Source organism: Streptomyces sp. CA-106110, assembly GCF_050936285.1.
Classification (GTDB): Bacteria; Actinomycetota; Actinomycetes; order Streptomycetales; family Streptomycetaceae; genus Streptomyces.
In genome coordinates, this window is record NZ_JBNJNB010000001.1 from 3,672,985 (window position 1) to 3,692,264 (window position 19,280).

General features: G+C 69.8%; 21 protein-coding genes. 11 read left to right on the forward strand and 10 right to left on the reverse strand.

Features of this window, described 5'->3' with window-relative positions; translation table 11 throughout:
• Positions 1-110: 110 nt before the first annotated feature.
• From ACQEXA_RS16810 to ACQEXA_RS16825, 4 genes are all read right to left on the reverse strand, one after another.
• The gene (locus ACQEXA_RS16810; protein WP_433130473.1) at positions 111-1,862 is read right to left on the reverse strand and encodes an ABC transporter ATP-binding protein; all 1,752 of its coding nucleotides are present in this window, start codon (positions 1,860-1,862) and stop codon (positions 111-113) included.
• 123 nt (positions 1,863-1,985) lie between these two features.
• The gene (locus ACQEXA_RS16815; protein WP_359394507.1) at positions 1,986-2,744 is read right to left on the reverse strand and encodes an NUDIX hydrolase; all 759 of its coding nucleotides are present in this window, start codon (positions 2,742-2,744) and stop codon (positions 1,986-1,988) included.
• Positions 2,745-2,875: 131 nt separating this feature from the next.
• On the reverse strand, positions 2,876-5,011 hold the full coding sequence (locus tag ACQEXA_RS16820; RefSeq protein ID WP_432933707.1) for a glycogen debranching N-terminal domain-containing protein: 2,136 nt from the start codon (positions 5,009-5,011) through the stop codon (positions 2,876-2,878).
• A gap of 197 nt (positions 5,012-5,208) precedes the next feature.
• Positions 5,209-7,122, reverse strand: a complete 1,914-nt coding sequence (locus ACQEXA_RS16825; RefSeq protein ID WP_433130475.1) for a DUF4192 family protein — start codon at positions 7,120-7,122, stop codon at positions 5,209-5,211.
• A 133-nt stretch (positions 7,123-7,255) separates the two neighbouring features.
• Between ACQEXA_RS16825 and ACQEXA_RS16830 the strand changes: the two genes are divergently transcribed.
• Both ACQEXA_RS16830 and ACQEXA_RS16835 read left to right on the forward strand, forming a co-directional pair.
• The gene (locus ACQEXA_RS16830) at positions 7,256-9,529 is read left to right on the forward strand and encodes a RecQ family ATP-dependent DNA helicase (protein WP_432933613.1); all 2,274 of its coding nucleotides are present in this window, start codon (positions 7,256-7,258) and stop codon (positions 9,527-9,529) included.
• 232 nt (positions 9,530-9,761) lie between these two features.
• The gene (locus ACQEXA_RS16835; RefSeq protein WP_433130477.1) at positions 9,762-10,397 is read left to right on the forward strand and encodes a hypothetical protein; all 636 of its coding nucleotides are present in this window, start codon (positions 9,762-9,764) and stop codon (positions 10,395-10,397) included.
• Between the two features lie 473 nt (positions 10,398-10,870).
• Here ACQEXA_RS16835 and ACQEXA_RS16840 read toward each other — a convergent pair whose 3' ends face one another.
• From ACQEXA_RS16840 to ACQEXA_RS16850, 3 genes are all read right to left on the reverse strand, one after another.
• Positions 10,871-11,476 (reverse strand): hypothetical protein, encoded by a 606-nt coding sequence (locus ACQEXA_RS16840; protein WP_432933610.1) that lies wholly within the window; start codon positions 11,474-11,476, stop codon positions 10,871-10,873.
• A gap of 69 nt (positions 11,477-11,545) precedes the next feature.
• Positions 11,546-12,247, reverse strand: coding sequence for a ribonuclease HII (locus ACQEXA_RS16845; protein WP_432933608.1), 702 nt, complete (start codon positions 12,245-12,247; stop codon positions 11,546-11,548).
• 140 nt (positions 12,248-12,387) lie between these two features.
• On the reverse strand, positions 12,388-13,011 hold the full coding sequence (locus tag ACQEXA_RS16850; RefSeq protein WP_432933606.1) for a TetR/AcrR family transcriptional regulator: 624 nt from the start codon (positions 13,009-13,011) through the stop codon (positions 12,388-12,390).
• Positions 13,012-13,101: 90 nt separating this feature from the next.
• Between ACQEXA_RS16850 and ACQEXA_RS16855 the strand changes: the two genes are divergently transcribed.
• The 3 genes from ACQEXA_RS16855 to ACQEXA_RS16865 all read left to right on the forward strand — a co-directional run bounded on the left by ACQEXA_RS16855 (position 13,102) and on the right by ACQEXA_RS16865 (position 13,907).
• The gene (locus tag ACQEXA_RS16855; protein ID WP_432933604.1) at positions 13,102-13,308 is read left to right on the forward strand and encodes a hypothetical protein; all 207 of its coding nucleotides are present in this window, start codon (positions 13,102-13,104) and stop codon (positions 13,306-13,308) included.
• Between the two features lie 63 nt (positions 13,309-13,371).
• Positions 13,372-13,665: a hypothetical protein gene (locus ACQEXA_RS16860; RefSeq protein ID WP_433130479.1), complete on the forward strand. Its 294-nt coding sequence runs from the start codon at positions 13,372-13,374 to the stop codon at positions 13,663-13,665.
• 83 nt (positions 13,666-13,748) lie between these two features.
• Positions 13,749-13,907, forward strand: coding sequence for a hypothetical protein (locus tag ACQEXA_RS16865; protein ID WP_432933600.1), 159 nt, complete (start codon positions 13,749-13,751; stop codon positions 13,905-13,907).
• Between the two features lie 52 nt (positions 13,908-13,959).
• Here ACQEXA_RS16865 and ACQEXA_RS16870 read toward each other — a convergent pair whose 3' ends face one another.
• Together ACQEXA_RS16870 and ACQEXA_RS16875 are read right to left on the reverse strand one after the other, a co-directional pair.
• Positions 13,960-14,190 carry a DUF397 domain-containing protein gene (locus tag ACQEXA_RS16870; protein ID WP_432933598.1) on the reverse strand — a complete coding sequence of 77 codons (231 nt, stop codon included), beginning with the start codon at positions 14,188-14,190 and terminating at the stop codon, positions 13,960-13,962.
• Positions 14,183-15,067: a helix-turn-helix domain-containing protein gene (locus ACQEXA_RS16875; RefSeq protein WP_432933596.1), complete on the reverse strand. Its 885-nt coding sequence runs from the start codon at positions 15,065-15,067 to the stop codon at positions 14,183-14,185. The genes ACQEXA_RS16870 and ACQEXA_RS16875 overlap by 8 nt, the downstream gene beginning before the upstream one ends.
• A gap of 206 nt (positions 15,068-15,273) precedes the next feature.
• Between ACQEXA_RS16875 and ACQEXA_RS16880 the strand changes: the two genes are divergently transcribed.
• The 4 genes from ACQEXA_RS16880 (at position 15,274) to ACQEXA_RS16895 (ending at position 17,703) form a co-directional block, all read left to right on the forward strand.
• Positions 15,274-15,666 carry an ATP-binding protein gene (locus ACQEXA_RS16880; protein ID WP_432933594.1) on the forward strand — a complete coding sequence of 131 codons (393 nt, stop codon included), beginning with the start codon at positions 15,274-15,276 and terminating at the stop codon, positions 15,664-15,666.
• A complete protein-coding gene (locus tag ACQEXA_RS16885; protein WP_432933592.1) occupies positions 15,656-15,814 on the forward strand; it encodes a hypothetical protein in 159 nt (52 codons plus the stop codon). The genes ACQEXA_RS16880 and ACQEXA_RS16885 overlap by 11 nt, the downstream gene beginning before the upstream one ends.
• A gap of 297 nt (positions 15,815-16,111) precedes the next feature.
• The gene (fxlM, locus tag ACQEXA_RS16890; protein WP_433130481.1) at positions 16,112-17,335 is read left to right on the forward strand and encodes a methyltransferase, FxLD system; all 1,224 of its coding nucleotides are present in this window, start codon (positions 16,112-16,114) and stop codon (positions 17,333-17,335) included.
• A gap of 23 nt (positions 17,336-17,358) precedes the next feature.
• The gene (locus ACQEXA_RS16895; RefSeq protein WP_433130483.1) at positions 17,359-17,703 is read left to right on the forward strand and encodes a MazG-like family protein; all 345 of its coding nucleotides are present in this window, start codon (positions 17,359-17,361) and stop codon (positions 17,701-17,703) included.
• Positions 17,704-17,844: 141 nt separating this feature from the next.
• Here ACQEXA_RS16895 and ACQEXA_RS16900 read toward each other — a convergent pair whose 3' ends face one another.
• On the reverse strand, positions 17,845-18,252 hold the full coding sequence (locus ACQEXA_RS16900) for an N-acetyltransferase family protein (protein ID WP_432933587.1): 408 nt from the start codon (positions 18,250-18,252) through the stop codon (positions 17,845-17,847).
• A gap of 71 nt (positions 18,253-18,323) precedes the next feature.
• Here ACQEXA_RS16900 and ACQEXA_RS16905 point away from each other — a divergent pair, with 71 nt between their 5' ends.
• Together ACQEXA_RS16905 and ACQEXA_RS16910 are read left to right on the forward strand one after the other, a co-directional pair.
• Positions 18,324-18,716 carry a hypothetical protein gene (locus tag ACQEXA_RS16905; protein ID WP_433130484.1) on the forward strand — a complete coding sequence of 131 codons (393 nt, stop codon included), beginning with the start codon at positions 18,324-18,326 and terminating at the stop codon, positions 18,714-18,716.
• Positions 18,717-19,280: a hypothetical protein gene (locus tag ACQEXA_RS16910; protein ID WP_432933583.1), complete on the forward strand. Its 564-nt coding sequence runs from the start codon at positions 18,717-18,719 to the stop codon at positions 19,278-19,280.

Consider the following 19,280-nt stretch of genomic DNA (forward strand, 5'->3'; position numbering starts at 1 on the left):
ACACGAAAGGGTGATCGCTCACCCCGTCGCAATTGACGCCTTATCGGAAAGAAATGGGCGTGTCTTGGGGAAGTTGCGGACACAGGGGAACCGATGGTGACGGAGCGCCGTCACCGGACCCTGCCGCGCAGGGTGGTGAGCAGATAGGCACAGAGTAGGGCAATTACGGACAAAGCGAGCGCAGCACCCACGGGTTGGGCGATCACATGCGCCGCGGCAGCCAGATACCGATCCGCACCGAACGGCAACCGCACAAGTGTGAGCTCGGGCATCTGTGCGGCAGAGCCCTCCGAGGTCTGTGCGGGCGGTCCCTCCAGCACCTTCTCCAGGAGGGGTGCGACGACCACGGGCACCGCGAGCACTGCGGCCAGCCCGGCTGTGGTGGACCGGAAGATGCCGGCGGCGAGCACACCGGTCCAGGCGCAGCCGACGACGAGCCCGCACCAACTGACGCCGAGAGGGAGCCACTCAGCGGGAACCCGGGCAACCTCCTGTCCATAGACGACATGGAGAAGCCCGAAGGCGCAGCCGACGGTGAGGACGGCAAGGAGCAGCGCCATCGCCCCGGCGACCAGGAGTTTGGCGGCGAGCAGTCCCAGGCGGCGGGGAACGGTTCCACGGTCCGCGGCCAGGGCGGGGTGGCGGAACTCGTCGCCGAAGGCGACGGCGCCGAGCAGTCCCGCGCCGAGCGCTGCGGGCGGCAGCGGAAGTACCTGCGGCCAGGCGGCCAGCAGGCGGCCCACCGTGGTGTGCCCGGCGCGAGCGAGGACCACGGCGACGAGAACGGAGGAGACCAGCGCGAGGGCCGCGGTGAGGTACGTCGTGCCGATTCCGGCGGCGCGGCGCAGTTCGTAATGCACGGGGCGCAGGGGGCCGGGCACAGCCCGGACGCCGACGGGCGGCGGCAGCGGGGCCGGGTCGTCCGCCTCCAGCGGCTCGGCCGGCCGCGACGTGGACGGGAGGGGGGCGGCTTCAGCGCCGGCGCCCGGCCCCATATCGCCGACTTCATCAGCCAGTTGATGAACGAGCACCCCGTGCCGGAAAGCGGTCTCACCGACCTCGGCGCACGTACTTCCGTACACCGACAGCCGGTTGCCGTCCTCGTGAACGACTTCCAGAGAACGCTGCGCCGTTCTCGCCTCCTTGGTGAGCAGTGTGCCGAGCCGGGCTGCGTGCGGACTGCGGACGGCGACGCGGGGTCGCAGCCGGGTGCGGGCGAAGTCGGCGGCCGCCTGGTCGGCGACGAGTCGGCCCTCGTCGAGCGTGACGACGTGATCGGCGGTGCGTGCGGCCTCCTTCGGGTCGCCGGTGGTGAACAGGACGGTGCCGCCCTGGGCTGCGTGCGCACGCAGCGTGCCGTGCAGCCAGCGGCTCTCGCGAGCGGAGAGTCCGCCCACGGGGTCGTCCAACACCAGCGTGTGCGGGTCTGCGAGGAGGGCGCAGGCCAGCCCGAGGCGACGGTCCATGCCGCGCGAGAGCGTGCCGAGCCTCTCGTTGCGCAAGCCGGTCAGTCCGACCACCTCGAGGACTTCGTCGGCGCGGCGCACCGGCACCCCCGCGGCGCAGCACAACATGCGCAGTTGCCCGCGGACCGTGCGCGCGGGATGGCCGGGAACGTCGCCGAGGAGGACTCCCACTTCGCGAGAGGGGTGGGCGATGCGGTGCAGCGGACGACCCCGGAAGTAGGTGATGCCTCGGCCCGGTTGGAGTTCCAGCATGAGCCTGAGCGCCGTCGACTTGCCTGCGCCGGGACCTCCGAGGAGAGCGGTGACGTGGCCTGCGTGCGCCTCGAAGGAGACGTCGTCGACAGCGGGCGGAAGGTTCCTGCGGGAGATGCTGGTCAGTCCGATCGCCTGGATCACTCAAAGCAAGATAGCGCGATATATCCGCTTTTTCGGTCATCTTGGCGCCGCACCGACGCCTACTTCGTCCGCTCCGGACACGTGCCCACAGCAGCCCGTGGCACGGACTGCGTCGGACGACGTTCAGACCTCGGGACGCAGCATCGGCGGGTTGAGCAGTGTGGCTCCTCCGGCACGGAACAGCTGTGCCGGGCGACCGCCTTGGCGGGTCGTCGTGCCGCCCGTGGGAACCAGGAAGCCGGGTGTGCCAGTCACCTTGCGGTGAAAGTTGCGCGGATCGAGCGCCACACCCCATACCGCCTCATAAACGCGGCGCAGCTCGCCGACAGTGAACTCGGGCGGGCAGAAGGCGGTGGCCAGCGACGAGTACTCGATCTTGGAACGGGCGCGCTCGACACCGTCCGCCAAAATCTGCGCATGATCGAAGGCGAGCGGCGCCGCCTGCTCCCCCTCCCTGCCGTAGCCGCCCTGCTGCAACAGCTCCTCCACGGGCGCCCAACGGGCGCTGTTGGCGTCGCCGCCCGCACGTGGCGCCGGCAGATCGGGAGCGAGCGCGAGATGGGCGACGCTCACGACTCTCATCCGCGGATCCCGTTTCGGGTCGCCGTACGTGGCCAGCTGCTCAAGGTGGGCGCCGTTGTCCTGCACCGGAACGGACGGGTCGTGGGCGCACAGCCCCGTCTCCTCGGCCAGCTCGCGTGCAGCGGCCTGCGCCAGATCCTCGTCCACCCGTACGAAGCCGCCCGGAAGCGCCCACCGGCCCTGAAACGGCGGCTCGCCCCTTCGGACCGCCAGCGCACAGAGGGCATGGCGGCGCACGGTCAGCACGACCAGGTCCACGGTGACGGCGAAAGGCGGAAAGGCTGACGGGTCGTAGGGCATGTCGCGATCATAGTCGTCTGCCTGACGATAAACACTCCCTTCGGCAACCGCTTCGATGGTTGATCCACTCCCGATCGCCACAGGTCTCATCGACGACCACCGTCCGCGCCGCTGCGCCGCGTCATCCGAGGTCACACCCCCAGCTGAAGTCCGTCGGCCGCCTCCTCCACCATGGCGAGGCCGAGGCGGCCGACGCGCACGGAGAAGGGAGCACCGGCGAGTCGCAGTCCCGTCAGCGCAATCTCGCCCAGTGGGGCGCTGCGGATCGGTCTCAGGGTCACGGTCCGGGCGGGTACATCCGGGCGGATGCCGGCGAGGGCGGTCAGGAGGAGCACCCCGGCGGCGGCTGCCGTGGCGGCGGGGCGGCAGGCCGCCGGATGCGGCAGGGGGGCGCTCCCTTCGGCCCGCGACTCACCCGCGAACATCTCCGGCAACCGGTATCCGAAGGCCTCCGCCGCCGACAGCATCCCGCCGAGCAGGGCGCCTGCCTGCTCCTCGTATCCGGCGGCGGCCAGCCCCGCGACGGCGACCGCCGACTCCTGAACCCGCACAGCTCCGCCGCGGTGTCCGAACGGGTTGTACGCCGCCTCTCTTGCGCCCAGGCCGCGTAGTCCCCAGCCCGAGTCCATGACGGGTCCGCCGAACAACCGTGCCAGCTGCTCGGTGTGCCCCTTGTCGAGCAGCCCGGGTGCGAGAGCGCCTGAGCCGAGCAGGCCGGTGTCCAGGAGATGGGCGGCACCCGCACCGAGGTACGGCACCAGGCGTCCGTCCCGGGTGCGGGCGGCAGCCGGTCTGCCGCCCGAACCGTCCTCGATCCAGAAGTCCTCGATGAACGCGTCACGGAGCTCCTCGGCCCACTCACGCAGCTCCCGTCCGCCCGGGCGCCCCCACACCTCCAGCAGATCGGCGCCGAGCACCGCGGCCCGGTGGGCGTGCGCCTGGGTCTCGCAGCGCAGCGGCCCATCCGGCTGGGGGTCGGGGAGATAAACCGCGTCACCGACTGTGGTGCGCAGCCACCGCAGACAGCTCTCGGCCGCGGGGAGCAGTTCCTCCGTCTCCCGCTCCGGAAGCCCCCAGCGCCAGGCCTCCGCGAGGAGGACGGGGAAGAGCAGGGTGGCGTCGGTCCCCGTGCAGCCCGGCGGGAGATGGGCCCCCGCGTCTCGGCGAGGACCGGGGATCATGCCCGAGCGCAGGCCGGGTCCGCCGAGCTGAGTGCGCGCCAGCATGCGAAGGGTTCCCGCCGCGAGCCTCGTGCCGAGCGGCAGTGTCATCCGGGCCGCGGCCAGGCAGTCTGCGGGGGCCGGCCCGCAGCGCCACGGGGCCCCGGCCGCCAGATGGACGTCGGTGGGGTGCGCGGGATCCCGCAGCAGCAAGGCCTCGAGGTCCTCGACGCAGGTGCGCAGCAGGGGCTGAATTCTTGGGTCGTCGCCAGTGGCCTGGGCCTGCACGAAGGGGCTGGTCGCCCCTCGCCGCACCGCCCGGGCTGATCCTGGGCCATCCGGGTGAATCCGCAGTTCCACGGTCTGTGAGCCGCCGGGCGGCAGCTCGATTTCCCAGCGCAGGAGTCCGGCCGAGGCGAGCGCATCGGCAGGCGACGGGACAGCCGTGACCAGGCAGTCGCCGTTGCCCGAGGACCAGCGCAGACCCGAGTCGTGGACCGTGGCGGCAAGCTCAGGCCCCGAGCTGCCGGAGGCGACCGCTCCGAACTCGGCGAGGTCCGTACCGAGTGACACCTCAAGTGGCAGGCGCAGCGGGCGGGGAGCCGCGCTGTGCAGGACGATGCGCTCCGTGCCCTCCGCCGATCGGATGCGCTCCACGACGACGTCGGGGTCCGGGCCGGAGTCCGGTGCCACATGAACCGTCCCCACGAATCGGGCACGGTCGGCCCCGAACATGCGGCCCTGGACGGCGAGCGGCTCCCGGCCGGCCACCCGCACCTGGCAACGGGACAGCACACGTCGGCCCGCACGGTAGAACCCCTCCAGTCCCTGTCCCGTCAGCTGTCCCTGATCTGTGGAGATCACCAGTGCGGGCAGGGCGACGCAGATCAGGGCGGTGTGGGCGGGTGGCAGCTCCGCGACACCTCGGGGCAGGGGCTGCGGCGGGCCGGTCGTCTGAAACCGGTCGGTGTGCGCGGTGCGGGCCGACGTCCCGCCCGGTCTCCGTGGCGCAGTCAGCGGCGTGCCGCTGGGAGGCTGGGGTGCGGGGATGCCTGGGTGGGGCGGGCGGTCGCTGCCGCGGGCGGGAAACGGTGTGGACAGGGGCATGAGGCGGCCTCCTCTGCGCTGGGTACGCCTTGGCGGGCGCCCGGCGCCGGGTGAGGGCTCGGGAAGGTGCTGAGTGGTGCGGCGGGGCGACCCGAGCAGGGGTTCCGCACCACAAGTGAACGGAAGGGCCTTGCCCGTGGTCACGCCTGTGGGGCGGAAGCCGACCGAACGGCGGTAGGCCAAATGGAGGGATCCGCTCATGTGTCTCCGTCCTCCACGCGATGGCCCGGCCCTCCGTGAGCGGCGGGGCGGCCGGTCGTGTCCCTGGCTCCCGGCCGCGACCCGTCGCCACCGGTCGGGGTGTCGGTGGGGCGCCGATGACGTGCATCGACTGTCCTGAGCGAACGCCGGTTCGTGCGACTGCCGGCGCTTGCGGCACGGGGCCGGATCGCGCGGCTGCCACCGCTTGCCGCACGGGTCTTGCGGCGGCGACGCCAAGCGATCGTTGGATGCGGAGTGGCTGTGGACTGCGAAGTAGCTATGGGATGTGAAGTGCCCGTGCAATGCGGAGTGTCCGTGCAATGCGGAGTGTCCGTGCAATGCGGAGTGTCCGTGGAATGGGAAGTGGCTGTGGTCTGCGGTGTCCGCGGTCCGGGTGCGGCCTGTGCCGGGTCGCAGTCGTCCGGCGACGGCTCGTCACCCTCCTCTACCGCCGTCACCCGTTCGCCTGGCTGACACTCGTCCCCCGTGACAACCCCCGGGCGATCACCGAGCACGTCCTCGGCGCTGTCGGGCGAAGCGGCGCCGGCTTCGCCTTCGATGCGCCCACCGGCAACGACCCCCTCGCAACGGCGCGGCGGCGCAGCGCCCCGGTCCGATGTCGTAGCGGCGGGGCTCCGATCTCCGTCCCCTTCCGCTGGCTGTTCTCCGTCCCGTTCCGCTCGCTCGGCCCTCAGGCAGCGGCGGACGGTCTCCGGGTGCAGCCCCTCGTTGCAGGCCTGGTGCAGGAGGCGGGCGAAGAGGTAGTCCGGGTCCGCGCCCAGGGCCATGGCCAGGGCTTCGCGAGCCTCGACCTCGTCGCCGGTCGACCAGGCGACCCATCCGGCCAGCGTCAGGGGCGCGGCCGCGTGCTCGCCGTACGAGCCCACGCATCGGCGGGCCAGGGCGCGCCACAGCCTCAGTGCCACGGCGGCCTCCGGACCTTCCATCCACTCGGCTGCGCGATCACGGGTGGTGCGGTCCTGCAGACCGAGGATCATGACTGCGGCCTCGTCGTGTCCGAGCAGTTTGTCGTCGCGAAAGTCCGCCGCCTGAGTGCTGGGTGCCCGTGCAGCGTCGGCGAACCTCGCCATGACCCGCTCGGCCAGTCCGAGCGTTTCCTCGGCCACGCCCTCACGTGAGTCGCCGTGCAGGATCCTCGGGACGAGGGCCAGGCTCGCGGCGTCCAGCGCGACTTCCTGGTCGAGGGCCGCTGCCGTCTCCGTCGGGCTCAGCCTGGCCCTGAACTCCTTGAGTGTGCCCCGCACTTGAAGTCCCGCGTAGGTGGCGGCGGCCGCCAGAACGGACGTGCCGGGCAGGCCCGTCGGCTGTCCCTCGGCCGGACAGCAGCCCGGGCTCGGACAGCAGTAGGACCAGAAGCGGCCACCGGAGATGCACAACGCCTCCACCACGGGAACGTCGAGATCGCCGCACGCCGTGCGCAGCGACTGCGCGAGCGGCCGCAAGCGTTCCATCACGTCGCGTCCCGTCTCGCCGCTCTGCGGTTCCTGGACGAGGTAGGCGACCATGCTTTCCGGCCTGGTCCCTCTGCGCTCGCTGCCGGTCACGAGGCCGTGCGCCAGCTGCTGGGCCACTGACGGCCAGTCGTCGGAACGGGCGGGAATGCCGAGCCGTGCGCGCCCCCTGAACCTCCCGCGCTTGTCCCGGTCGTGCAGGGCGGCCAGCACGATGCTGTCCTCGGGCCGGTACCCGAGCAGGTACGGCAGAGCGTCGGCCAGCTCGGCCGGGGTGCGCAGAGTGACCTGCGTCTCGCCACAGGAACCGGCAGCGTGGCCATGTCCCTTGTACTCCGTGGGCCGGGCGCCGTGCACGGTGGGCTCCCCGCCGGCGTGCGCGGATCCGCCCATGTCACCGATGCCGGAGGAGCCGGCCGCTTCGTCGTGGTTCGTCATGCCGCGACCATCTCGCGGATCTTGGAGTTCCGTTTGAGTCTGTGGATAACCACGGCCATGAGCACGCCAGGAGTTGTCCACAGGTCGTGGCCTCGCTCGCACGATGTCGGACCTATCGGGTTGCATGGACGGCATGACCGACGAACACCCGCGCCGCACGACTCACGAAGCCACACCGACCGCTGCAGACGACCTGCGTCCCGCGACTCGGTCCCCGCAGGACCCCGGGGACCCGAGCGCCCCCTCGGCCCTGGCCGGGACCGGCCTGCGTGCCGCGGCCGACGCCGTGCTCGCCCGACTCGTCGGCGCACCGGCCGGCGAAGCCCGGCTGCGCGAGGACCAGTGGCGTGCCATCGAGGCCCTGGTGGCCGGCGGACGCAGAGCCCTCGTCGTACAGCGCACCGGCTGGGGCAAATCCGCGGTCTACTTCGTGGCGACCGCGCTGCTGCGCGAACGCGGTGCGGGCCCCACGGTCATCGTGTCGCCCCTCCTCGCCCTCATGCGCAACCAGGTCGAGGCCGCGGCGCGGGCCGGCATCCACGCGCGGACGATCAACTCGTCCAACACCGAGGAATGGGAGACCGTCCAGGCCGAAGTCGCCGCGGGCGAGGTGGACGTCCTGCTGGTGAGTCCGGAGCGGCTCAACAACCCCGACTTCCGCGACCGGGTGCTTCCCGAGCTGGCGGCCGCGACCGGCCTGCTGGTGGTCGACGAGGCCCACTGCATCTCCGACTGGGGCCATGACTTCCGGCCCGACTACCGCCGGCTGCGCACCATGCTCGCGGACCTCCCGCCGGGCGTGCCGGTGCTGGCGACCACAGCGACGGCCAACGCTCGCGTGACCGCCGACGTGGCGGAGCAGCTCGGCACCGGGGCCGGCACGGACGCGCTGGTCCTGCGCGGTCCTCTGGACCGGGAGAGCCTGAGCCTCGGCGTGGTGCGACTCTCGGACGCCGCGCACCGCATGGCATGGCTCGCCGACCACCTGGGTGAGCTTCCGGGGTCCGGGATCATCTACACGCTCACGGTGGCCGCGGCCGAGGAGGTCACCGCGTTCCTCCGCCAGTGCGGGCACACCGTGGCCTCGTACACGGGGAAGACGGAGAACGCCGACCGGCAGCAGGCGGAGGAGGATCTGCTGGCCAACCGGGTCAAGGCACTGGTCGCCACCTCCGCCCTCGGAATGGGCTTCGACAAGCCGGACCTCGGCTTCGTGGTCCACCTCGGCTCGCCCTCGTCCCCGATCGCGTACTACCAGCAGGTGGGACGTGCCGGCCGCGGTGTGGAGCACGCCGAGGTACTGCTGCTCCCTGGGAGGGAGGACCAGGCGATCTGGGAGTACTTCGCCTCGATCGCCTTCCCTCCCGAGGAACAGGTACGGCGCACGCTGGACGTCCTCGCGCGGGCGGACCGGCCGCTGTCGCTGCCCGCTCTCGAGCCAGTGGTCGAACTGCGCCGGTCCCGCCTGGAAACGATGCTGAAGGTCCTCGACGTCGACGGTGCGGTGCGCCGGGTGCAAGGCGGCTGGATCGCGACGGGTGTCCCCTGGACGTACGACACCGAGAGATACGCCTGGGTGGCGAAGCAGCGCGAGGCTGAGCAGCAGGCGATGCGCGACTATGTGTCCACGTCGGGCTGCCGCATGGAGTTCCTGCGACAGCAATTGGACGACGAGGGAGCCGCGCCCTGCGGACGCTGCGACAACTGCGCCGGACCGCGGTTCTCGGACTCCGTCTCCCCGTCCGCGCTGGACGCGGCGCGCGGTGAGCTCGGCCGCGCGGGCGTCGAGGTCGAGCCGCGGAAGATGTGGCCGACCGGTCTGCCGGCGGTCGGTGTGGATCTGAAGGGGCGTATCCCGGCCGGGGAGCAGGCGACGCCGGGACGGGCCCTCGGGCGGCTCTCCGACATCGGCTGGGGCAACCGGCTGCGCCCGATGCTGGCACCTCAAGCCCCGGACGGTCCCGTGCCGGACGACATCGCGCGGGCTGTGGTCGGCGTGCTGGCCGACTGGGCCAAGGGACCGGGCGGCTGGGCAGCGGGCAGTCCCGACGCACAGCCGCGCCCGGTCGGCGTCGTCAGCATGGCCTCGCGTACGCGCCCGAAGCTGATCCAGACCCTGGCGGCGCGGATAGCGGAGATCGGGCAGCTGCCCCTGCTGGGTTCCGTGGAGTACGCCAGCGATGTCCCGCGGGTGCCCCGGAGCAACAGCGCGCAGCGGCTCAAGGCCCTCGACGGGGCACTGACCGTGCCGCCCACGCTGGCCGCGGCACTCCGGGAGGCGGATGGTCCGGTACTCCTCGTGGACGACATGACCGAGACAGGCTGGACCTTGGCGGTGGCCGCGCGCATGCTTCGGAAGGGCGGAGCGAAGGGAGTGTTGCCGCTGGTGCTGGCCGTGCAGGCGTGACCCGTGTCGTCTCCGGGATCGCCTGGAGCAGAGGTACGCAGGGGATATAGGCCACCCAGCACTAGAAATCGGTCGGAGGACCCGACTGCGCGTTGCTGCATTCCCCTTCGCCGGGAAGAATTGTGCTCTGTTCCCCGCACGGCTCGTCCATGGTTCGGTAGGGCTCTGCTGCGGTGTGCGCCCCCCGTCCGACCCCCGCCCGAAGTCTGGGCGCGTAGCCGAAGGGAGAATCGTGACCTTCGGATTCGCTCCGTCCTCGGCGGCGTCGATGTCGGCTTCCGCCGGACCGTTCGCCGCATCCGCCAACCCTCTGCACCGGATGCTCGAGCCCGCCGAGTGGGCTGCGGCGGGGATTCCGCTGCTGCGCAACCCCCGTGAAGTCGTCAGCGAGCTGCACGGCCTGCACCGGCCGCGTCCCTCCATGGCCATGGTGGCTGTGCTGGATCCAGAGGAACGACTGCTGGCGAGTGCTTCGTTCATCCGGCGCCCCGCTCCGGCGGACGGGTGGACGTTCCGCAATTCGCTGCTGGACCACTTGCGCCGGGTCATCCCGCACGACCTGCGGCGCCGCACCCCTGTGCGGACGGCCGTATTGGTCTATTGCCGTGAGGGGAACGGGCGTTGGACGGAGGAGGACGGGGCCTGGATGTGGGGTCTGCGCGATGCATGCACGCTCCACGGGCTGCGGTGCGGTGCGTACATCACGCTGACTCGTGACGGCTGGCAGGTCCTGGGCGAGGGCCGCAGCGGACGCCGCCCCAATGCGGACTCACCACCGGAGGCGTTCGACCTGGGCACAGCACCCTCTCCATCGCCGCGAACGGGGGGCGTCGCCTCGGAGATTCTGCGCCGGGCCGCCGCCCGCTGAAGGACACGGCACCGTCGCGAGCCTCGTACGCTCCGCGAGCCTCGTACGATCCGGGGACGTACCGACCGCTGAGGGCACGGCAGGTGCCGGAGCAGTCCCGCGGCAACACGCCCGGTGAGCGCCGCCTGGCGAGGGTGCGGAAGAGCGATACACGGGATCGTCGCCTCGCCTCAGTCCGACGGCACAGGCGGTCCGCAAGCCCGGCGACTGCGGCGACCTGTGGGCGCGGCGGCCCGTAGGCGCGGCGACCCGGCAACTGGGTGGCCGGAGGACCGCGGTGACCGGCGACTGTGCGCCAGGTACTCATGCCACGGTGGGCTTTCCGCGCGCACGCATGCCGAAGCGACCGCCGTTCGGGTCCACCGATGTGGCGCCCTTCCCGACGGCCCACCGACGTCCGAACCGGCGGACCGGCTCCGGACCTCCGGCGCGGACGGGCGGGACGCGAGTGGACCGGACCGGGTCCGGACCGCTCAGACGCCCGCGCCCAGCACCGAGTTGATCTGCTTCGGATCACCGCAGACGATCAGCAGGGCACCGGCCCGGCCGAGGGCCAGCGGAAGCACGGTCGCCACGGTGTCGCCGTCGCCGCCGTTGACGGCGACCACGACCACCGGACGGGCGGCGGCACGGCCGGCGGCGGAGGCGTCGGCGTAGAAGACGTCGTCACTGGCGTCGTGCTGCGCCCAGTACGCGCCATCACCGAAGGACAGCTCGTGCGTGGCCCATGGGTGTGGTTCGCCAGTGGTGATCACCAGCACGTCGCCGGGGGCACGACCGGACTCCAGAAGCAGGTCGACTGCTTCCTCAGCGGCGTCGAGCGCGCCCTCGGCCGAGGCCGGGATCAGCTGGATCTGCGGGGTGGCGGAGGGAGCGGACGGTCCGGACTTGGCCGGCTCACGCGAGGCGCGCTGGGCCGGCATCGGCCGTACGGACCCCGGACGGCCGGGACGTGCGGGGGCCGCGGGGCGGGGGCCGGGTACAGGACGAGGGGTCGGCGCGGTGCGGCCGGCAGCCGGCGTGGCGCGGGGACCCTGGGCACTCTCGTGAATCTGAGACTCCTCGGGAATGAGAGGCATGAGCTGATATCTATCAAACGCCGGTGCGGCTTGCCTCGGCGGGTGGCACATGAGTGCGATCGGAACCGGTCAGAAGTCGAAGCCGAGCTGGCCCTCGATCTCCGACGCGCTTCCGACCGCCCAGTTGCGGACCTTCTTGAGATGCCGCCACTGGGGCAGCGCATCAAGATACGCCCACGACAAGCGGTGGTACGGGGTGGGGCCCCGCTCCTCCAGTGCGGCCTTGTGCACCGGCGACGGATACCCGGCGTTGGCCGCAAAACCAAAGTCTGCATGGTCGATACCCAGTTCGGCCATCACTTTGTCGCGGTGAACCTTGGCGATCACCGAGGCCGCCGCGACCACCACACACGACTGGTCGCCCTTGATCACCGTACGGACCTTCCAGGGCGCCCCAAGGTAGTCGTGCTTCCCGTCGAGGATGATCGCATCGGGGCGGACGGGCAGCGCCTCCAGGGCGCGTACCGCCGCGAGCCGGAGCGCGGCCGTCATCCCGAATTCGTCGATCTCCTCGGGGGAGGCATGACCAAGGGCGTACGCCGTCACCCACTTCTCCAGCAGCACCGCGAGTTCGGTGCGCCGCTTGGCGGTCAGCAGCTTGGAGTCGGTGAGGCCCTCGGGCGGTCGGCGCAGACCCGTGACCGCCGCGCAGACGGTGACAGGGCCGGCCCACGCACCGCGCCCCACCTCGTCGACACCGGCGATGATCTTCGCTCCGGTCGTTGCGCGAAGGGAGCGCTCGACGGTGTGAGTAGGTGGTTCGTACGGCATGGCGCCCTTAGCCTACGCCGCCAGGATCGCCGAGCGACACCCCGGTTTCCCCGGGCAACGGCACACCGGCCGACAGCCCGTTCGGGGCGCACGGCCACGGCCCCGACACAGCCACGCCCGCGCAGTCCGCAAGACCCGGTTCAGCCCTGCCCGGGCCGCAGCAGCGGCATCATCAACTGGTCGATCATCTCCTCGATGTCCTGCTCACCCCATTCGCTTCCGCACACCTTTGAGCGGTACATCATCATCGCCGGAATGACGTCGAAGACATATCCGTTCGCAGCGTCGGGCCGGACTTCGCCCCGCTCGATACCGCGGTTGATCAACTCACGGAGCAGCTTGATGGCGGGTTCCACCACACCCTCGTAGATCACGCCGTGGAAGCGCTCAGCCTGCCGACTGTCGCATTCGTGAATGACTGCGCGGAGCGCGAAGCCTGGGCGCGAGTACATGGCCTCGCGTGCCTGCCGGCACAACGCGAGCAGATCCTCGCGGACATTTCCGAGGTCGGGCACCTCGTCGAGGCGCGGCAGTCCGGCCTGGAGCGCGTCCGCGACGAGGTCCTCCTTGGACGCCCAGCGGCGATAGACAGCGGCCTTGCCGGTCTGGGCACCGGCGGCGACACCCTCCATCGTGAGGCCGTTCCAGCCGACCGTACTGAGCTGCTCCAGGGCGGCGTCGAGGATCGCGCGTTCGAGCACGGCACCACGCCGGCGGAGCGAGGCCGACTGAGCGGAGGCGGCCATCCAGGACGAAGTACCCATCTGTATGTCTCCGTTGAGCATGAGGAAGCGGGGGGCTTTGAAGTCGGCGGAGTTTTCAGCTACACCGACCCGGCAACGCCCGGCTGGCCCGTGCTGTACATCGAGACTCCCGAGGGGCAGGTGTCCCACCACATCCACCCCAACGACGTGGCGGTCTTCGAGGGCTTGAATGTCCCCGTCGTCGTCGACTACCCGTGGGACGGACACAGCACCCAGGAGAAGTTCCGGCGCATCGGCCGGCTCAACCTGCTCATCCCGAAAATGACGTACGCGAAGCCCGAGTACGGCAACCCCTGAAATTACCGGCCCGAATTTGCTCCCGGGCACTTTTGAGGGGTCCTGCCGAACCGAGGTGATCCAATGCCCCTCGTACGACGCCCCAACCCGAGTTGGGGGGTGCTCCCCGGCACTCCCACCGGCGGCCCCAGGAGCGCCCTGGCAGCTGGCTGGCCGTCCGAGCTTCCCGACCCCCGCGGCACGCCCGCACTCACCGCGGCATCCCTGCCGCGGCTGAGCGCACAGCCGGGCACCAGCCCCGTCCGAGGACGACCCAACCGAGAGCAGCTCGGCCTCGGCCCCCCCGGCACCGCACCCACCGGAGCCCCGTCCATGGGCCACGGCCGCTCCAGCATTTTCATGGCCCCCACCTACTGACCCGGAGGACTTCCCATGTCCAGCACCATCGACCTGCTCGTCAACATCACCGTCCAGATCACCACTCTCCTCGGCCTCTAGCCGTGCCGTTCAAGTCCCGGGCCCAAGAAGAGATGGCCTTCGCCAAGGGCAAGCCGTGGGCGAAGGAGTGGACTCATAAGACCGACCACAGCAAGCTCCCCGAACGCAAGGGCTCGAAGAAGAAGGCCGGCAAGACCAAGGGCCGGAAGCGCAAGGGCTGATGACGAAGGCCCGCCCCCGAAGTCATCGGGGCGCGGGCCTTCAGTTTGTAGGTCAGCCGGCCAGCGGGCCGCCGTCCTTCACCGCGGCGACGAGCGCCTCGAAGTCCGCGACAAAGAAGTTCAGCACGGGGCCGTTCGGGTTCTTGGAGTCCCGGACACGGACACCGCCGACGAGCGGAGCCACCTCCAGGCACTCTGAGCCGCTCCCGTTGCCGGAGTACGACGACTTGTAGAAGGCTTCGCTGGGAACCTGCTGCTGCGTGAGGGCGGATTTATCAAGCACGAGCTAACTCTTTCCTGATGGTTTGAATCATTTCCTGCGACTCTGCCGGACTGAGGGAGAGGGACCGCATGGAGTCGAGGTAGTAGCGCGTTTCACGCACTTCCCGGTTGGTCTTCCGCAGGAGCATCCCCGTCATCGAGTCAAGCGCGGCGACGGGGGACTCACCCTCTCCAGCGAACTCCAACAGGTGCATGGTGTATACCGCTGTAGCGGAAGCCGTGAGTGGGATCACTCGGCAGATGACCTTGCGGGTCGTGTAGTCCTCAATTAGGGAATCGAGCTGGTTGAGCAGTACGTCCCTACCACCCACCTCCTGGCGTAGGGCGGCTTCGCTGAAGATGACTTCCAGAGTGGCCGGCTGCGGCCCGTCGAGGACTCCGCGTCGGCTTCGCCGGATGCTAACCGAGCGCTCAACCTGATCGCGCGTCATTACTGAGCTGGCGACTGCCCCCGTGAGCGCTCGCGCGTAGTCAGCGGTTTGCAGAAGTCCGGGGATCGTGCCGCCGCCTGATGTGGTGATCCGGGTGGCAGCGTCTTCGAACGCCACGAACTCGATCAGGCTCTCGGGAAACTCATCCTGATACTCGGTCCACCATGCGCTGGCGATGGACATGCCCTCGGATCGCATCGTTGACAGCGTGGCTCGGGTGACCGCGTCCATGCCGAGGAACTTGCAGATGGTGGTCCACTCGTCGTCCTTGGGCCACGAGGTTCCGCGCTCGATCTGGGAGTAGCGGTGGTAGGTCTCGCGGCCCAACGCCTTTGCTACGTCGATCTGCTGAATCCTCTTGCCACTGCGGAGCGTGCCTTCGCGGACGCGCTTCAGCTCCCGGCCAAACCTTTGCCGAGCTGCTACGGCTGCGGTGTTGACGGCCATGATCACCCCTCGCATCGGACAGCCGGCCTTCTGGCGCAGCGTAGCGCGCAAGCACCCGATCGGTGCACTTCCAGGGCGAGTTCAGGCGATGGGGTTGCGTACGCACCTTCGTACGCTACACACTCGTCGTCACAGACCGCTTCAGGCTCGTAGCGGTGTGTGATCGTCTTGCGCGGCTGGCCGACAGCCGCGTGCTGGAGGCTGCCATGCGCACAGATCAGCACCCACCGCGAGGCCCGTTCCTGGAGAGAGCTGCATTCCCGCGCTTAGCGGAGGCGGTCGGACCAGCACGTGACTGGGTCCGCAGGGCCTACGAGCAGGCCGGCGGCAAGCAGGGCGAGACCTGCGCGCTGTTGGTCAGCGAGCTCTTCACGAACGCGGTGAGGTACGCCGCAGGCGCCCGAGTCGTGGTCACCGTATGGGACTCACTTGCGGTTGACGTCATGGACGCCTCACCAGAGAAGCCCTTGATACAGGTGCCGGACGACGATTCCGAGAGCGGGCGCGGCCTGCTCCTCGTATCGGCACTTTCCTCACACTTCGACGTAATTCCGTTTGAAGACGGAAAGATCCTCAGGTTCCGCCTTGATGAGAACTGACCGAAGTGTGACGGCGTGCGCGCTCTTCGCAGCGTTCTACATATCCGTCTCGACCGGGATGGCCGCCACGCTCTTCGCTCTGCGCCTGTGGGCCGAATGGTCCCCCTCCGGCTTCGAGTACGACGACCCACGCTTCGTCGGGAAATAGCAGTGCGCTGCCTTAGCGCGCCTTCTCGGCGATCTCGAATTCCGGCTACAGAAGGGGGGTGGTCTAGGGACAGAACGTCGTCGCCGATCTGAGGCCTGGGCTGGTGCTTTCCGATTCCCCAAATCGCCCAGCCAGCCCAGGCGCTTACGGGCCGGCAGGTACCCCCCTGCCGGCTTCCCGAGGACCCGGCCACACCTGACCCACCCGAAACCGGCCGGGTCCTCCGTATTCAACGGGCGTGAGTGAGCCCAGCAGGCGTCACGCCGCGCATGTGCGGCCGACACAGAGGACCCCTCTATGAATGATCTGACTGTTGGCCCCGACGAGGCCACGAAACTGCGTGACACGGTCGTCGATCAGCTTCTCGCGGACGGCACGATCGTTTTGCCCGACGTCGAAGCCGTGATGCGTAAGGTTGCCCGTCACCAGTTCTTGCCCCGCGTTTCGCTGGAGACGGCGTACGACCCGTACATTGCGGTGGTCACGAAGCAGGACGAGCGTGGAAACGCCCTCAGTTCGGTGTCCGCCCCGCAGATCCAAGCAATGATGCTGGAGCAGGCCCAGATCCGCCCCGGCATGAAGGTTCTGGAGATCGGCTCGGGCGGTCTCAACGCCGCCTACGTCGCCGAACTCGTCGGTCCCGAGGGCGCGGTGACGACCGTCGACATCGACCCCGAGGTCACCGAACGGGCCGCCCGGCTCCTCGTCGAGAACGGCTACTCCCGGGTTCGCGTGGTCACCGCGGATGCGGCCGAGCCCATCGCCGGCCTCGGCCAGGTCGACGTCATCATGGTCACCGCGGGGGCCTGGGACATCGCGTCGGCCTGGCGTAGCCAACTCAAGCCGGGCGGCCGGCTTGTCGTACCGCTGCGTCTGTGCGGCCTGACTCGATCCATCGCCTTCACCCGCGTCGGTGATCGCTTGGAGAGCGAGTCGGCGCAGATCTGCGGATTCGTGCCCATGCAGGGCTCTTCCGCGCATCAGGAGGAGCTGCACCTGGTCACCGGCACTCCCGAGATCGGCCTCCAATTCGACGACGGCCTGCCTGCCGACGTGAGCACGCTCGAAGACGCGGCCCGTACGCCACGCGTCGAGCTGCGGACCGGAGTCACGATCGGAAGACGCGAATCTCCGGACACGCTCCAGATGCACCTCGCGATCACGCTGCCCGGCTTCTGCATCATGACGGTGGACCCCGACCTGGACACCGGCATCGTCGCGCCCGTCGATAAGCGTGGGTGCCTCGCCGCTGTCGAAGAGGGCAATTTCGCGTACCTCACCACCCGCCGTACCGAGGACAACAAGCACGTCGAGTTTGAGGTGCACGCCCTCGGGCCGGAGGCACAAGCCTTCGCCGAGAAGATCGCCGAACTTCTGCGCGGCTGGGCGTGCGACCGGCGCGGCGGCCCCTCCCCGGAATTCCGGGTCTATCCGGCCGGCACCCCCGACGACCAGGTCCCCGGAGACCGCGTCATCCACAAGGTGCACAGCCAGATCTCCATCTCCTGGCCGTCGGCGTAACCGCCGGAAGGACGAACACGCTCATGACCAGATTCCAAGACGCCACAACCTGGGGCCAGATCGGCGACATCAGGCTGTGGATCGATAAGCAGAGCCCCGCCCCCGACACGTTGCAGGCGCTGGGCCTGCGCCTGCACAAGATGACTGAGGAGCTGGGGGAGGTTGCTCTGGCGTACAGCTGCGTCATGGGCTCTGACCCGCGCACGGGCAGGTCCCAGACGGAGGGACAGCTGGCTCAGGCGTTGTGCGATGCGATCCTCGCTGGCCAGGTCGCCCTTGCCACCCTCGTAGACAACCCCTCAGCCGTTTTCTCGCAGCGCCTGCCCGCGGTGCACGAGCGGTCCCTGGGCATCGTACGGCATGACTGATGCCACCCAATAGCGTCCCTTTCCCGGGCGCCATGCTTCGAACGCGGACAGCTCATCGAGCGCACGCAGCCCCTCTCGGCATGACAACCTTGCTGCCCCTGTCGTCGTGCCCTACCTGGGCCAAGATCAGGATGCTGGGTGTCACAAAGGCGACAACATCATGAGGACCTCATCGCGATCGTCGTCGGAGGCCAGCCGCAGAGCGCCGGGCCACCTGCCAATCTCCTTCCAGCCGAGTCGGCCATAGAACTCTTCGAGACCGACACCACCGCGGGCGGCAAGGTGCAGCTGCTCCAGGCCCATCTCGTCGCGGGCGACCTCACGGACCCGGCTCATCAATGCCGCGCCGATCCCCTGGCCCCGGACGCCGAGACGGGTTTGCACGTGGTGAATCGTGCCCCAGTGCGCGACGGGCGGGTGGGGATCGCAGCGGATGTTCAGCCAGCCCGCGACGGTGCCATCGGCCAGGGCGATCAGAAGGCGGCTGGTCGTTGGGGCAAGCTTCTCGATGATGCGGTCAAGGACAGCGGTGACCTCGGCGGCATCCACCGGCGGAAAGGGGAACCCGGCCGCCCCACCCGCATTGCTCACCTCGGTCCAGCAGTCAACCCGAGGGGTTCATGCCGCATCTTCCCCCGGACATCACCAACCTGGACGACCGCCAGCTCATGAGCTGCTATGGCGAGTACGTGTCCTGGACTGCGTATACGGCCATGCGCCTGGTCGAGGCCCGCGTCAACGTCCGCGCCGCCAAGCAGTCGCTGGACTACTCCACCGCCCGCGCAGCCCTGGCCGCCTCCACCGAGAAGACGGTTGCCGGCCGCAAGGCCGCCGCCGCGGCCGACACCCAGGTCCAGGAGGACGAAAAGCGCTTCCTCGACGCCCAGGCCCTGGCCGAGGGCCTGGAGATGGTCCACCGCAACGCAGAGGCCCGCGCCCAGTTCTGCTCCCGCGACCTCTCCCGCCGGCAAAACAGCCAGGCCGACAGCCGCTACAGCAAGTGGGGGGTCTGAATGCCCCGCATCTGGATCGGCATCGACCAGTCCTACAGCGGCTGCGCGATCGTCCACCACGTCCGCTACGACGAGAACGACACCTACACGGACGAGAAGGTCTGCGACTTCTCCCCCAAAGCCGCCGGCCTCGGCATCGAGCGGCTGCTGCACGTCCACCACGAGCTGCTCGCCCACTTCCAGGACATCGCCCGCCTCGGGTACGTCGCCCACCTCTGCTACGAGGGCTACGCGTATGGCGCAAAATACCGCCGCGAGGAGCTGGGGGAGCTGGGCGCCATGATGAAGACCGCGCTCGCCCTCGCCTTCCCCAGCCACTTCGAGGACCGCGTGCACGCGGTAGCCCCCTCGACCGTCAAGAAGTTCGCCACCGGCTCCGGCCGCGCCGACAAGGACAAGGTGATGCTCGCGGTGTACATGCGCTGGCAGTACCAGCCCCCCAGCCACGACGTCGCCGACGCCTACACCCTGGCCCACATCGCCGAAGCCCTCGATCGCCCCGAGCCGCCGGAGCTGAAGTTCCAGCGGGAGGTGCTCGCCACGGTTCGGTCCCCTACCTCCTGA

What these genes read in the sequence shown, in the direction of transcription:
- ACQEXA_RS16815 (WP_359394507.1), bottom strand. Translation starts at nt 2,744, where the DNA reads ATGCCCTACGACCCGTCAGCCTTTCCGCCTTTCGCCGTCACCGTGGAC.
- ACQEXA_RS16820 (WP_432933707.1), bottom strand. Translation starts at nt 5,011, where the DNA reads ATGCCCCTGTCCACACCGTTTCCCGCCCGCGGCAGCGACCGCCCGCCC.
- ACQEXA_RS16825 (WP_433130475.1), bottom strand. Translation starts at nt 7,122, where the DNA reads ATGACGAACCACGACGAAGCGGCCGGCTCCTCCGGCATCGGTGACATG.
- ACQEXA_RS16830 (WP_432933613.1), top strand. Translation starts at nt 7,256, where the DNA reads ATGACCGACGAACACCCGCGCCGCACGACTCACGAAGCCACACCGACC.
- ACQEXA_RS16840 (WP_432933610.1), bottom strand. Translation starts at nt 11,476, where the DNA reads ATGCCTCTCATTCCCGAGGAGTCTCAGATTCACGAGAGTGCCCAGGGT.
- ACQEXA_RS16845 (WP_432933608.1), bottom strand. Translation starts at nt 12,247, where the DNA reads ATGCCGTACGAACCACCTACTCACACCGTCGAGCGCTCCCTTCGCGCA.
- ACQEXA_RS16850 (WP_432933606.1), bottom strand. Translation starts at nt 13,011, where the DNA reads ATGGGTACTTCGTCCTGGATGGCCGCCTCCGCTCAGTCGGCCTCGCTC.
- ACQEXA_RS16860 (WP_433130479.1), top strand. Translation starts at nt 13,372, where the DNA reads ATGCCCCTCGTACGACGCCCCAACCCGAGTTGGGGGGTGCTCCCCGGC.
- ACQEXA_RS16875 (WP_432933596.1), bottom strand. Translation starts at nt 15,067, where the DNA reads ATGGCCGTCAACACCGCAGCCGTAGCAGCTCGGCAAAGGTTTGGCCGG.
- ACQEXA_RS16880 (WP_432933594.1), top strand. Translation starts at nt 15,274, where the DNA reads ATGCGCACAGATCAGCACCCACCGCGAGGCCCGTTCCTGGAGAGAGCT.
- ACQEXA_RS16885 (WP_432933592.1), top strand. Translation starts at nt 15,656, where the DNA reads ATGAGAACTGACCGAAGTGTGACGGCGTGCGCGCTCTTCGCAGCGTTC.
- fxlM (WP_433130481.1), top strand. Translation starts at nt 16,112, where the DNA reads ATGAATGATCTGACTGTTGGCCCCGACGAGGCCACGAAACTGCGTGAC.
- ACQEXA_RS16895 (WP_433130483.1), top strand. Translation starts at nt 17,359, where the DNA reads ATGACCAGATTCCAAGACGCCACAACCTGGGGCCAGATCGGCGACATC.
- ACQEXA_RS16905 (WP_433130484.1), top strand. Translation starts at nt 18,324, where the DNA reads ATGCCGCATCTTCCCCCGGACATCACCAACCTGGACGACCGCCAGCTC.
- ACQEXA_RS16910 (WP_432933583.1), top strand. Translation starts at nt 18,717, where the DNA reads ATGCCCCGCATCTGGATCGGCATCGACCAGTCCTACAGCGGCTGCGCG.